Origin of the sequence: Proteus sp. GOKU (genome assembly GCF_015475555.1) — a bacterium.
Classification (GTDB): domain Bacteria; phylum Pseudomonadota; class Gammaproteobacteria; order Enterobacterales; family Enterobacteriaceae; genus Proteus; species Proteus mirabilis_B.
In genome coordinates this window covers 3,316,486-3,329,983 of record NZ_CP034105.1, presented here as the reverse complement: position 1 = coordinate 3,329,983, position 13,498 = coordinate 3,316,486, and the positions used below count along the sequence as shown (strand labels likewise).

General features: G+C 38.1%; 13 protein-coding genes and 3 tRNA genes. 8 read left to right on the top strand and 8 right to left on the bottom strand.

The window, feature by feature from the left end:
• Positions 1 to 91: 91 nt before the first annotated feature.
• From EHE21_RS15310 to EHE21_RS15300, 3 genes are all read right to left on the bottom strand, one after another.
• Positions 92 to 168 (bottom strand) — tRNA-Met (locus tag EHE21_RS15310).
• Positions 169 to 190: 22 nt separating this feature from the next.
• Positions 191 to 267, bottom strand: a tRNA-Met gene (locus EHE21_RS15305).
• A 30-nt stretch (positions 268 to 297) separates the two neighbouring features.
• Positions 298 to 374 (bottom strand) — tRNA-Met (locus EHE21_RS15300).
• Between the two features lie 293 nt (positions 375 to 667).
• Between EHE21_RS15300 and mltA the strand changes: the two genes are divergently transcribed.
• Positions 668 to 1,762: a murein transglycosylase A gene (gene mltA, locus EHE21_RS15295; protein ID WP_194951141.1), complete on the top strand. Its 1,095-nt coding sequence runs from the start codon at positions 668 to 670 to the stop codon at positions 1,760 to 1,762.
• 110 nt (positions 1,763 to 1,872) lie between these two features.
• Positions 1,873 to 2,712, top strand: coding sequence for a tRNA cyclic N6-threonylcarbamoyladenosine(37) synthase TcdA (tcdA, locus tag EHE21_RS15290; protein WP_194952686.1), 840 nt, complete (start codon positions 1,873 to 1,875; stop codon positions 2,710 to 2,712).
• Positions 2,713 to 2,956: 244 nt separating this feature from the next.
• Here the strand turns inward: tcdA and csdE are convergent, their stop codons facing one another.
• Together csdE and csdA are read right to left on the bottom strand one after the other, a co-directional pair.
• Positions 2,957 to 3,409, bottom strand: coding sequence for a cysteine desulfurase sulfur acceptor subunit CsdE (gene csdE / locus EHE21_RS15285; protein ID WP_194951140.1), 453 nt, complete (start codon positions 3,407 to 3,409; stop codon positions 2,957 to 2,959).
• Positions 3,410 to 3,414: 5 nt separating this feature from the next.
• Positions 3,415 to 4,626, bottom strand: coding sequence for a cysteine desulfurase CsdA (gene csdA, locus EHE21_RS15280; RefSeq protein WP_194951139.1), 1,212 nt, complete (start codon positions 4,624 to 4,626; stop codon positions 3,415 to 3,417).
• Positions 4,627 to 5,289: 663 nt separating this feature from the next.
• Here csdA and EHE21_RS15275 point away from each other — a divergent pair.
• The 3 genes from EHE21_RS15275 to rlmM are packed head-to-tail and all read left to right on the top strand — an operon-like array spanning position 5,290 to position 7,739.
• Positions 5,290 to 6,210: a transcriptional regulator GcvA gene (locus EHE21_RS15275; RefSeq protein ID WP_023582728.1), complete on the top strand. Its 921-nt coding sequence runs from the start codon at positions 5,290 to 5,292 to the stop codon at positions 6,208 to 6,210.
• A 43-nt stretch (positions 6,211 to 6,253) separates the two neighbouring features.
• Complete coding sequence (locus EHE21_RS15270; protein ID WP_075671732.1) at positions 6,254 to 6,649, top strand: DUF423 domain-containing protein; 396 nt, start codon at positions 6,254 to 6,256, stop codon at positions 6,647 to 6,649.
• On the top strand, positions 6,642 to 7,739 hold the full coding sequence (gene rlmM, locus EHE21_RS15265) for a 23S rRNA (cytidine(2498)-2'-O)-methyltransferase RlmM (protein ID WP_194951138.1): 1,098 nt from the start codon (positions 6,642 to 6,644) through the stop codon (positions 7,737 to 7,739). The genes EHE21_RS15270 and rlmM overlap by 8 nt, the downstream gene beginning before the upstream one ends.
• Before the next feature lie 130 nt (positions 7,740 to 7,869).
• On the opposite strand, the gene xni is transcribed toward rlmM, so the two are convergent.
• From xni to queF, 3 genes are all read right to left on the bottom strand, one after another.
• The gene (xni, locus tag EHE21_RS15260; RefSeq protein WP_194951137.1) at positions 7,870 to 8,619 is read right to left on the bottom strand and encodes a flap endonuclease Xni; all 750 of its coding nucleotides are present in this window, start codon (positions 8,617 to 8,619) and stop codon (positions 7,870 to 7,872) included.
• Between the two features lie 6 nt (positions 8,620 to 8,625).
• Entirely contained in the window at positions 8,626 to 9,993 is a 1,368-nt protein-coding gene (gene ppnN / locus EHE21_RS15255) for a nucleotide 5'-monophosphate nucleosidase PpnN (protein WP_036913815.1), read from the bottom strand.
• A 91-nt stretch (positions 9,994 to 10,084) separates the two neighbouring features.
• Positions 10,085 to 10,930, bottom strand: coding sequence for an NADPH-dependent 7-cyano-7-deazaguanine reductase QueF (gene queF / locus EHE21_RS15250; RefSeq protein WP_165122473.1), 846 nt, complete (start codon positions 10,928 to 10,930; stop codon positions 10,085 to 10,087).
• A gap of 156 nt (positions 10,931 to 11,086) precedes the next feature.
• Here queF and syd point away from each other — a divergent pair, with 156 nt between their 5' ends.
• The 3 genes from syd to truC all read left to right on the top strand — a co-directional run bounded on the left by syd (position 11,087) and on the right by truC (position 13,203).
• On the top strand, positions 11,087 to 11,638 hold the full coding sequence (gene syd, locus EHE21_RS15245) for a SecY-interacting protein (protein ID WP_194951136.1): 552 nt from the start codon (positions 11,087 to 11,089) through the stop codon (positions 11,636 to 11,638).
• Between the two features lie 468 nt (positions 11,639 to 12,106).
• Entirely contained in the window at positions 12,107 to 12,430 is a 324-nt protein-coding gene (locus tag EHE21_RS15240) for a YqcC family protein (RefSeq protein WP_098942002.1), read from the top strand.
• Between the two features lie 8 nt (positions 12,431 to 12,438).
• Positions 12,439 to 13,203, top strand: coding sequence for a tRNA pseudouridine(65) synthase TruC (gene truC / locus EHE21_RS15235; protein ID WP_194951135.1), 765 nt, complete (start codon positions 12,439 to 12,441; stop codon positions 13,201 to 13,203).
• The last annotated feature ends 295 nt before the right edge of the window (positions 13,204 to 13,498 follow it).

The window sequence follows — 13,498 nt, the reverse complement described above, 5'->3', positions numbered from 1 at the left end:
AAGAAATGTAGTATAGAAATCTATGATTGATAAGATTAGGTTTGTGAATTAAGAGAGAAAGTAAAAATAAGAAGGAATTTTGAAGAGAAATTGGTTGCGGGAGCTGGATTTGAACCAACGACCTTCGGGTTATGAGCCCGACGAGCTACCATGCTGCTCCATCCCGCGACTGAATTGTTGTTTATAGAATTGGTTGCGGGAGCTGGATTTGAACCAACGACCTTCGGGTTATGAGCCCGACGAGCTACCATGCTGCTCCATCCCGCGACTGATACTATAACTTACTGCTTTGTGAATTGGTTGCGGGGGCCAGATTTGAACTGACGACCTTCGGGTTATGAGCCCGACGAGCTACCAAGCTGCTCCACCCCGCGTCTCCACAGAGGGGCACTATACTCAGGATCTGCCGAGTTGCAAGTTTTTTATGAAATTTTTACAGTTTTCTTTTAAAAACGGTCAGAAATAACACATCAAGATGCAAATTTAGGCAGTTATACTCGTCCTACTTCAAGTTATTTAGAATATATACTTGATGTTTAAAAGTCATATTGATTGGGTGATAATAGAAAGTCTTAGCAATCGGTATATTCATATCTTTATTGATTTTGCTTTGGTATCTTTCTAAGTCAAAATCAACACTCAAATTTAGTCATTAAGCGGGTCAAAAATGGTTACTTGGCGAAAATCGTTAATTTTAGGTATGTTAGCGCTTGCCTTGACAGGATGTCATCGTCCAACAGAGCAAGGGCAACAGTATAAAGATGGAAAGCTTAAGCAAGATCTCATTGAGGTAAGTTCGCCAAACACACAAGGTACACCCATTAATGGCCCTGATTACTTACAACAAGTAAGTCAGATAAACCAGACATCATCTCGTTTGTACAATAGCAACAAAGAGACTTATCAGGCAGTTGAAAACTGGTTGCGCTCTGGTGCAGATACACGTCAATTACGTCAATTCAATCTTTCTGCATTTCAAATGGAAGGGGTTGATAAGTACGGAAATGTTCAATTTACTGGATATTACACGCCGGTTCTTGAAGCTCGTTTAACGCCACAAGGTGAGTTTCAATACCCTCTTTATAAAATGCCAACAAATAGTCGTTCAAAATTACCTTCTCGTGCTGCTATTTATAATGGGGCATTAAGCCAATCTTTAATTGCGGCTTACAGTAACTCCATTATGGATAACTTTATGATGGAAGTTCAGGGAAGTGGCTATGTTGATTTTGGTGATGGTAAACCTTTAACCTTCTTTGGTTATGCAGGGAAAAATGGACACCCTTACCGTAGTATTGGCAAAGTGCTTATTGATAATGGTGAAGTAGAAAGAAAAGATATGTCTATGCTCGCTATTAGAGATTGGGCTGATAAGCACAATGATGCTGAAGTAAGAAAGTTATTAGAAGAAAACCCATCATTTGTTTTTTTCAAACCAGAGCCTTTTACACCTGTTAGAGGTGCTAGTGCCATCCCACTTGTTGCACTCGCCTCTGTGGCTTCGGATAGAAGCATTATTCCAGCAGGGACGGTGTTACTGGCTGAAATTCCTGTACTTGATAATGCAGGTAATTTTACAGGTGAATATCAAATGCGTTTAATGGTGGCATTAGATGTGGGTGGTGCAATTAAAGGGCATCATTTCGATATTTATCATGGGATTGGTAAAGATGCTGGTCATATGGCAGGTTTTTATAATCACTATGGGCGAGTTTGGGTATTAAAAAAATCACAACTTAACTTATTAAACCCTTCGTCATAAACATGATTGACTATTTATCTGCTCGTTATTAACGGTAAAATTATGCAAACGACATGGCTATTGATATTAATAGCCATGATTATTTCTGTTATTTAGGTTGTTATCGCATTATGCAAAATTCATTATCAGATTCATATTTACAACGCTTTTCTGGAATAGGGCGACTCTATGGGCAAAAAGCGCTGTCTTATTTTGCTCAGGCTCATATTTGTGTCGTGGGTATAGGTGGCGTCGGAAGTTGGGCCGCTGAAGCATTAGCACGCAGTGGTATTGGTGCTATCACCTTAATTGATATGGATGATGTGTGTGTAACCAACACTAATCGTCAAATACATGCGTTGAAAGAGAGTGTGGGCCAACCAAAATGTGAAGTGATGAAACAGCGTATTTTAGAAATCAATCCAGAATGCAAAGTGACTAGTATTGATGATTTTGTCACGGTGGATAATGTCGCTGAAATGATGAATAACAACTTTGATTATGTCATCGATGCAATTGATAGTGTAAGACCAAAAGCTGCATTATTAGCTTATTGCCGTCGTTATAAAATACCCGTGATCACAACAGGCGGTGCTGGTGGGCAAATTGATCCAACACAAATTCAAGTGGTTGATTTAGCAAAAACAATTCAAGATCCTTTAGCTGCTAAATTAAGAGAGCGTTTGAAATCTGATTTTAATGTCGTAAAAAATAGTAAGGGAAAACTAGGGATCGATTGTGTTTTCTCAACAGAACAACTGGTTTATCCGCAGGGTGATGGAACGGTTTGCGCAGCAAAAAGTACGGCAGATGGTGTAAAAAGAATGGATTGTTCAGCGGGTTTTGGTGCCGTAACGATGGTAACGGCGTCGTTTGGTTTTATTGCGGTGTCTCATGCTTTGAAGAAGATGTTAGCGAAGGCACAGCGTGCTCATGATACTCGTCATACTTCAAGTTGCAGCGTTGTTTGACGAATACTCGTCATACTTCAAGCCACAGCGTTGTTGACGGCGTTCATTCGCACTAGTCACATACTTATGTATGCTCCTAGCGACTCATTCACTTGTCGCCTAGCTGTGACTTGAATTATTTAGAGTATCGACTGGTTATATATTAACTTATTAATAAATTTTATTTTTGATCACAGGTTATATGTTTCTAGCGACTCATTCATTTGTCGGCTAGCTGTGACTTGAATTATTTAGAGTATCAAACTTAATACTGGGAGGTGAGTGATTTCAATCGTGCGATAATCGCATTCACTCCGTCAGTGCGAGATTGGCTAATTTGATTAGCCAATCCTAATTGAGCGAAAATAGCTAACATATCGATATCAGCTATTTCTTGCGCCGTTTTATTTTCAACAGTGGCTAAAATAATAGTCAGCAAGCCTTTTACAATACGACCATCACTATCACCATAAACATGGTATTTGCCGTCATTGTTTAATTCGACACCAAGCCACACTCTATTTTCACAACCTTTGATCTCTTTTTCTGTCGTTTTTAATTCATCAGGTAATGCGGGTAATTTACGTGAGAGTTGAATTAATTGACGGTATTTATCTTCCCATGCTTTTGATTTTTGGAAATCCTCCAGCAAGATAGCTAAGGTAATTTCATGACCAAATGGGTGCTGGGTTGCAAGCAAAGGTGTGTTGTTATTCATTTCAATTATTCATCTTTTAAGAGTGTTAGAGCAAATTTAACGGCATTAATAAAAGCATCAATATCAGCACGTTGATTATAAGGCATAAAAGAAATGCGTAAACAGCCTGAAATATTTAATGAATCAATAAGAGGTTGCGCACAGTGTTGCCCTGTACGTAATGCAATACTTTTTTCTGCGATTAATGTGGCTAAATCACTGTGATGAACACCTTCAAAATTGAAAGAAATAACAGATGAATTGGCGGCTCGGTAACTGATAAATCCATCTAACTCACTGAGGCGCTTCTCTGCTTCATCTGCAAGCTCAAGAGCATATTGATTAGCATGATGCATATCTTGCTTTTCTAACCATGCTAATGTGGCTGAAAATGCAATAACACCAGCAACATTAGGTGTTCCAGCTTCAAAACGCTGAGGAATAGGCGCTGGAATAAATCCATCAAATGTCGCGTTAGTTAGCATCTTTCCGCCACCATGCCAAGGTGCCATCGTTTCTAAAAGCTCACGTTTACCATAACAAATACCTAATCCATTAGGGCCATAAAGTTTATGAGCAGAAAAAACATAGAAGTCGATATTGAGTGCTGTAACATCTGTTGGGTGATGAGCAATACCTTGTGCTCCATCGACAACCAGTAAGCAATTATCATATTGGTGAACACATTGAGACACTTTATCTAATGCGATTTGAGCGCCTGTCACATTCGACATTTGGCTAACGGCGACAATTCGTGTTCGTTTATTGATTAAAGCATTTAAGTTATCAATCGAAGGTAAAAAGTTATCCTCTATTGCCCAGCGGATCACGCGTGCGCCTGTCTGTTCTGCCAATATCAACCAAGGTATAAGGTTTGCATGATGTTCTTGCTCACTAACAATAATTTCATCACCAGCCTGTAACCGCGGACGAAAATAACCTTGAGCAATAAGGTTGAGTGATTCTGTGGTGCCTTTTGTCCAAATAATCGTATCACTATCAGTACTATTGATTAACTCGGCAACTTGTTGACGCGTCGCCTCATATTGTTGAGTTGTTTCTTTGGCATGTTGATATTGGCTACGGTGAACGGTTGCAAAATTATAGCGATAAAACGCATCTGAGGCCTCTATCATGGCAAGAGGCTTTAATGCTGTCGCTGCACTATCGAGATAAATAGTCTTTTCTTTAAGTGCAGGAAATTGTTGTCGAAATAAATCAGGTGAAAATACGTTCATAGTTAGGCTGTATTGGTAGACGAATAAATTTTCGCGATTTGTCGTTAAAAATAGGGCGTATAGATTATACGGTTAATTATATTTATTTATAACGGAAACCTAGGAGTATCCGTTTGTTCTGGCTCATTGTACCCATAATAACACGATTAAGATGGTGAAAGTTCACTCAATAAAAAATCGCTGAGATCAGATTAATATCCTATTTTTTCTTGTTTAAATTTATTTTGGATAAATCGTGGTGAGTTTTTTTAGAATAATGATGATAAGTCCATTATAAAAAATGGATGAAAACATCAAATTGGTGTGTGTGAGTAATGAAAAAATAGAGAAAAATAGGGAATAAAAAAAGCACCGCCTTGGCGGTGCACTATAAAATCACTATGGACAGACAGGGTAAATGTACAGGAAGTGAAAAAAAACAGTAGCATCAGCTACTAAGTCTGGAATTTCCAGACAACTTGCAAACACAACATCACAACCACAAAGCCAAAAGTTTTGCAGTATTACTACTACACAACTTTTCGTTCCGGCTTAGGAAGTGCGCTTACTATAGGTATTTACTGGCTAATCATCAAGGGACAATTTATAATGCTTCGCATAAAAAAAACTAATGATGAAAGTTAGGGTCTACTAATAGCCAAAATAGGGGTTTAAGAACCGAATATGTCTAAACGTTTACCGCCATTAAATGCGCTTAGGGTTTTTGATTCAGCGGCACGTCATTTAAGTTTTACTAAAGCCGCTGAAGAATTATTTGTGACACAAGCAGCAGTGAGCCACCAAATTAAAACATTAGAAGAATTCCTTGGGCTAAAATTATTTAGAAGACGCAACCGATCTCTTTTATTAACAGAAGAAGGGCAGAGCTATTACCTCGATATTAAGGAAATTTTTTCATCAATTAACGAGGCAACTCGCAAATTATTAGCTCGAAGCGCAAAAGGCGCACTTACTGTTAGCCTTTCTCCAAGTTTTGCTATTCAATGGTTAGTACCACGGCTATCTGGATTTAACCAAGCTTATCCGGGGATTGATGTGCGAATTCAGGCTGTTGATCGAGAAGAAGATAAGCTGGCTGACGATGTTGATGTCGCCATTTTTTATGGTCGAGGAAATTGGACAGGGTTACGTACAGACCGTCTTTATGCGGAATATTTAATTCCTGTTTGTGCGCCATCTTTACTTACAGGTGAAAAACCACTAAAAACCCCATCCGATCTGATTTATCATACACTGCTACATGATACATCTCGTCGAGATTGGCAAGCTTATGTACGTCAATTAGAGATACAAAATCAGATCAATGTGCAACAAGGGCCTATTTTTAGCCATAGTTCAATGGTGATACAGGCTGCTGTACATGGACAAGGTGTTGCATTAGTTAATAATGTAATGGCTCGTAGTGAAATAGAATCAGGTCGATTAGTAAGACCTTTTCCAGATGTCCTTGTTAGTAAAAATGCATTTTATTTAGTTTGCCAAGATAGTCAGGCTGAATTGGGTAAAATTGCGGCTTTTCGCCAATGGATTTTATCTCAAGCAGCGAATGAGCAAGAAAAGCTGGGTTTACTGACATCATCTTAATATTGCGATTGGCAAATATCTCCTAGATAGGAAGGAATAAACAGTGAATAGTCGTACATTGCTTATGTTTTCCGCGATTAGTGGCTTCTTTTATGTTGCTTTTGGTGCATTTGCAACTCATAAGCTGGCACCTCATTTATCGCCACAACATTGGGATTACATTCAGTTAGCGATGCGCTACCAAATCGTCCATACCTTATTACTTGTCGGAATAGCGGCAATGTTAATGCGTAAAACCATTTTATGGTTTTATTGGGCAGGTATTTTCTTTGGTGTTGGTATTCTACTTTTCAGTGGTAGCCTTTATTGTATGGCGCTAACACAAGTTAGGTTGTTATCTTATTTTACGCCAATTGGTGGATTTAGTTTTCTTATTGGTTGGGCTTTAATTTTTATTGGCGCTTTGCGTCTAAGGGCACCGGCGTCTCGCCATGAATAAAGTTGCATTATATTGTCGCCAAGGTTTTGAAAAAGAGTGCGCGGCTGAGATTACGGATAAAGCAGGTCAAATCGGCGTTTATGGCTTTCCTCGTGTTAAAGAAGGAAGTGGTTATGTGATTTTTGAATGCTATCAAGAAGGTGAAGCAGACAAGATCGCGCGTGAAGTGAATTTCCGTGAATTAATTTTTGCTCGTCAGATGTTTGTGACAGGTGAATTACTTAAAGATTTACCGCCAGAAGATAGAATTACACCAATTGTTGGAATGCTAAAAGGTGCTGTCGAAAAAGCGGGTGAATTGCGAGTTGAAGTTGCAGACACTAACGAAAGCAAGGAATTATTAAAATTCTGCCGTAAATTTACGGTGCCATTACGTAATCATTTACGTAATGAGAAAATTTTGCTGAAAGTTGAGAATTTTAGCCGTCCTATTATCCATGTGTTTTTTATTGCACCGGGATGTTGTTATGTTGGCTACTCTTATAGTTTCAATAATTCCGCATTTTATATGGGTATTCCTCGATTAAAATTCCCATCTGATGCGCCAAGTCGTTCGACACTGAAACTTGAAGAAGCATTTCATATTTTCATTCCTTATGAGGAGTGGGAAGAGCGTTTAGCAAGTGGAATGAAAGCGGTCGATTTAGGGGCGTGCCCTGGTGGTTGGACATATCAATTAGTGAAACGCAGTATGATGGTGCATGCTGTTGATAATGGCCCAATGGCACAATCTTTGATGGATACAGGGCAAGTTCGTCATCATCAAGTTGATGGCTTTAAATTTGAACCTACTTCTAAAAATATCACATGGCTTGTTTGTGATATGGTTGAAAAACCAGCTAAAGTGGCTGCGTTAATGACGACTTGGATTGCCAATGAATGGTGTCGAGAAGCTATCTTTAACCTAAAACTGCCAATGAAAAAGCGTTATGAGGAAGTCTCTCATATCCTTGAAAAAATAAAGTCAGAATTAGCAGAAAAAGGGATCAACGTTAAGATCCAAGCTAAGCACCTTTATCATGATAGAGAAGAGATCACGGTTCATATCCAAAATATTTGGGCGGCTTATCGACCAGATCGTGAATTCTAAAAACACGTAAAGTACATCGATTTATTGATGACAATAAAAGGCGAAGCTTCTATTAATAAGCTTCGCCTTTTTAATGGCTAGTCATTTAAATAAATATCAGTGAGTTGAGTCTTAATAATTGAGAAATTGGTTATTTTAAACGTAACTGTTGTAGATTGCCGTTTAATTGAATATCAGTACGTAATGTGGTGATTTTTCGGCTGATAAATGCAGACTCTTTATGAGTAATAAGTTTGTTTTGCCATTTAGTAGGGACATCATCAATATGCTGATAAAGCGATTCTAGATCCGGGTGAATTTGTAAAAGCTCGGTGGCACTTTTCGGTCCGATACCGGGGACACCTGCAACTTTACTGCTACTTACACCCGTTAATCCCCAATAGTCGGTAAGTTGAGAGGGCTCGACACCAAATTCGGCTCTAATAAACTCTAAATCTAACCAGCGTCGTTGAAAATAATCGCGTATACGAATAGAGGGCGAAAGTAATTGGCAATAACCTTTATCCGTTGAAATAATCGTGACTCGAAAACCTGCATTTGCTACTTTGGTTGCCAATGTTGCTGCAACGTCATCTGCTTCATCACCGCCCGAGTGCCAGCTCTGTATTCCTAAATTAAGCAACATGGCTTTAATTTCAGGTAATTGTTGCCGTAAGTCATCAGGCATTGGTGTGCGACCCGCTTTATAATCAGGTAAGAGCTGATGTCTCCAACTACCGTCTCTGTCATCTTCATCAAAGACCGCTACGGCATGAGTAGGTTGTGTGTGCCCAAGCAGTTGGTTGACGCTCTGTTCACACACAGTCTGGCAGGAAGAACCTGATGCCGCATGAATGCGGCGGATCAGGTTTAAAGCATCAATAATCAGCAAATGTATCATAATAAATTAGCTGATAATCTCATAACATGGCTGGTAAGCTGTACCGCCCGGAAGTTTCATACGATGTTGCTCAACAAAGCCCGCTAATAAAATATCCATGCGACGCATAATTTCACGATCACCATGAATTTTATAAGGGCCATAAGCTTCAATCGCCTTCATACCCACTTCTTTTACGTTACCTGCAACAATACCCGAGAACGCACGACGTAAGTCGGCCGCTAATTTCTCAGGTGACTGATCGGTACTTAAGTTAAGTGATGCCATATTTTCATGTGTTGGTTCAAAAGGAAGCTGTAAATCAGCATTGATCTTCATTGACCAGTTAAAGCTATAAGCATCACCAGTACTGCGACGATTATCTTTTACCAAAGGCATATATTTTTTCATGATACGAGCAACTTCAGGTGCATCATCAATAATAATTTGGTAATGGCGTCGAGCTTCGTCACCTAATGTATTTGCGATAAAATCGTCTAATACATTAAAGTAGTCCGCGCTTTCTTTAGGGCCAGTTAAAATCAGTGGTAATACTTGGTCTTGGTTTTCTGGTGACATAAGAATACCAAGCAGATACAGCAATTCTTCCGCTGTCCCTACACCACCAGGGAAAATAATAATCCCGTGTCCAATTCGAACGAACGATTCCAGACGTTTTTCAATATCTGGCATAATAATCAGTTCGTTAACTAATGGATTTGGTGGCTCAGCTGCAATGATTGAAGGCTCTGTCATACCAATAAAACGACTATTTTTATAACGTTGTTGAGCATGACCAACGGCTGCCCCTTTCATTGGTGCTTCCATCGCACCAGGTCCACAGCCTGTGCAGATATTGAGTTCGCGTAATCCTAATTCGTTACCTACTTTTCTGCCGTAAAGGTACTCAGTTTCATTAATTGAGTGACCACCCCAGCAAACGATCATATTAGGATCTTCATCAATATGAAGGGCTCGTGCATTGCGCAAAATCGAGAAAATAGTATTAGTGATATGAGTGCTATTTTCTAAGTTCAGGTGAAGGTCACGTTTTGCGGTTGTGATCTGTCCATGAACAAACAATATGTCACGAAGCACTGCAAATAAGTTAGCTTGCAGTGAGCGAATAATTTTTCCGTCAACAAAGGCGTCTTCAGGAGGATTGACTAACTCTAGTTTTACGCCACGTTCACGGCGCAGTACGTTAATATCAAAATCTTGGTATTTAGATAACAGTTCTTTACTACTATCAGTAAGGCTACCAGAGTTGAGAACAGCGAGAGAACAATTGCGAAACAGCTGATAAAGATCACTGCTTGCGGTTCTCTTTAGCATATCAACTTCTAGCTGTGAAAGCAGATCCATGGAACCTAATGGGCTGACATGAGTTATCACGTAGGACTCCTTTTTCTCCTGAAATAACAAACTGAAGTGCAACTGATCTTGGTATAACACAGATCATATTAACATACAGGCATTATTCCCGTTATTGTCTGGCTAATCGACTAATTTCTGGAACAAACTCACAATTACTACGCCAAGGATTGATGTCTAATCCACCGCGTCGTGTATATCTTGCATAAACAGTTAATGTTTCTGGCGCACATAATTGCATGATATCGTGGAAAATTCGCTCAACACACTGTTCATGAAATTCGTTATGTTGTCTAAATGAAACTAAATAGCGCAGTAGTTTTTCACGATCAATCTTTTTACCCTTATATTGAATAGCGACTGATCCCCAATCTGGTTGATTGGTAATAAGGCAATTTGATTTTAACAGATGGCTGACAAGGGTTTCTTCAACTTGTTTATCGGTTGTTGATTCGTTTAACCATTGCACATCAAACTGATAATTATCAATTTCAATATCTTGTTCATCAATACACTCTCCAGCAAAATCAACAATAGGTTGTGATGTAAAATGCGAAAGTGGATAAATGGTCAGATTAACTTTACCTTTAGCACAAGTCGTTAAATCTTTAAGTAAGGTTTCTTCGACGATATCCCAACTTTCAAAACGAGTCTGATTAAAACTGTTGAGATATAATTTAAAGCTTTTAGATTCAATAAGATTTTCAGTGGTTGCATCTAATTCAACATGACCAATAGCAACTTGTGGTAAGCCTTTGCTATTAAGCCATGAGAGTTCATACATAGTCCAAATATCACCACCATGAAAAGGTAAATTTTCAGCAGTTAAAGAGAGTGAATCTCGATTTAGGCTACGTGGTACACCTTGCAATAATCCGGCATCATATTGATCATGATATTGGGTCTCTTTGCCCAGAGATAATGCTTCAAGAGATTTATCACCTTGATATAAAGACATAACTTACATCCTAACTTTAACTGAAAATAAAAGAAGGCTAATTATACTATTGAAACATCAATAGTATATGAATGCTTTATTTTTGATGCTCTGAATTAGTGAGATAATCAGGTAACATAAAGGAAATTCTTATTTAAATAGATAAAACAGATAATCATGACTGAAAACATCTCCTCTGAATTAAAAGCCTTTACGCAAAAATATGTTGATTTATGGCAAGAAAAATCAGGCTTACCTCCTGCAAGTGAAGATCTTTATGGTGTTCCTTCTATTTGTATATCAAGAACAGGCGATGAAGTTGTTTACTGGTTACCGCAGCCTTTTGTAGGAACAGATAAACTAGAAAAAGTTGAAAAGGCGATGGGAATTATTATTCGTCCTGAATTGCACGATTACTTTACCACTCAGTATGCTGGTGATATGCAAGTTCGTTTTAGAGAGGTAGATTTCAGCTTGATCCAAGTGTGGAGTGAAGAAGATTTTATTCGCTTACAAGAAAATATTATTGGTCATTTAGTGACACAAAAACGTTTAAAACTTACACCCACATTGTTTATTGGTACTACAGATTCAGAGAATGAAATAATTTCTGTGTGTAATGTTTCCGGTGAAGTCATTCTTGAAACTTTTGGCAAAAAGAAAAGAGAAGTTTTAGCTGAAAATTTATCTCTTTTTCTATCTGAATTAGTCGCTGTATATAATGAGTGATGTAGTCTATAAACCTTTTTCCATGTGAGATATATCTTACAAAAAAGAGTGTGTTTTTTTATCAAAAAGTTGTCACTGATAAAAATAAAATTGATTTATTTAAGTAGAGCAATAAGTTATTAACTTATTGTTTTTATTTATAGTTATGACTCTTTAATAGTTTTGATTCTGTGGGTTGTTTAACTAATCAATTATTGGCATTCTACGTCCACCAACTAAGGGACTGCTTGGTGACCGATAAAATGTAGAGTAATCAAGGACACAGGAAATAGGATATTTCCATTTAATGTGGATACGGACTTAATCACAGGGATAGATAAAAAACGGTCTTGCTTGGATGCACGTGTTGTACAGACAACTATTTTTCTTGTCTAAAAGGAGTTTCGGCTCCTTTTATTTTTTTATTTGTTTTCTGCTATTCCATCCCAATGTTATCCTTATTCGTAAGTTTTATATAAGGGATAAATGATGACACCAGAACAACGCATTTTAGCGAAATTGCTCTTGATTGAAGAAGAGATGAAGAACATTGAGCTATGGCAATTAGAATCTCCTACTGAACAAGCATTTGAAAGTGTTGAGCCTTTCTGTATTGATACAATGAGTGCTCATGAATGGCTACAGTGGGTATTAATTCCAAGATTGTCATCGATGATTGAAAGCGAAATGCCATTACCTAATACATTTGCAATCGCACCTTATTACGAAGAAGCATTTAAAGAAGATAAGAGCCGAGATGTTACTGATTTACTCAATCATTTGCGTGAACTTGACGCAATGTTTAAATCATAAGGCCGATAATGCTAGATATTATTTATCAAGATGAACATCTTGTTGCGGTGAATAAACCTGCGGGTTGGCTTGTTCACCGCAGTTGGCTAGATAGACATGAAACAGTGTTTGTTATGCAGACATTAAGAGATCAAATTGGGCAACATGTTTTCCCTGTGCATCGTCTAGATAGGCCTACTTCAGGTGTTTTATTAATGGCACTTTCTTCTGATGTTGCTAGAGTACTTTCTCAATCTTTTGAACAACATAAAACAGAAAAAATTTATCACGCTGTTGTTCGAGGGTATGTTGAAGAGGCATCTGTTATAGATAGTCCTTTGGTCGAGGAACTCGATAAAATTGCAGATAAATTTGCAACTCAACCCCCACAAATTCAAGATTGCGTAACACATTGCCAGCCATTAGGAACTGTTGAAAAAGAGGTTGCGATTGGGCGCTACCCTACATCTCGATTTAGCCTATTAGAGCTACGCCCTGAAACGGGTCGCAAGCATCAATTACGTCGCCATATGTCTCATATTCGACACCCGATTATTGGTGATACCGCTCATGGTGATTTACGTCAAAACCGTGGTGTTGTAAATCATTTTCAATCTCATCGCTTGATGTTACATGCAAGCCATCTAAACTTAATTCATCCAATTACATTGCAGCCACTTAACTTAACAGCTAAATGGGATCTGCCTTGGCAACACCTTATTAATCAATTTGGTTGGCGTGGATTAAGGCCTGAATTAGAGCAGTATGGTGAAGATTTAGCTCATCATTTTTAATTCCTTTCTTATTTTAAATATTGATTTCAATACGTGACTATCAAGGCTTTTTTACTTAAGTCTTGATGGTTTGCGCAAATTTATAGTCTATTTTAACTATTTGTAAAATATATAATTCTATTAATTGATCTGATCACATGTTTTGAAACGTGACAGCTATCATGTATTCATCAGGCGATTTATTTTATGATGTGAAATAAATAAGACTTATCATTAGATAAGTTTATGAAATAAAGCCCACACTACTTTAAACAAATAAAAACTTACAACATATAAAAACCCACATTCCGGGAGT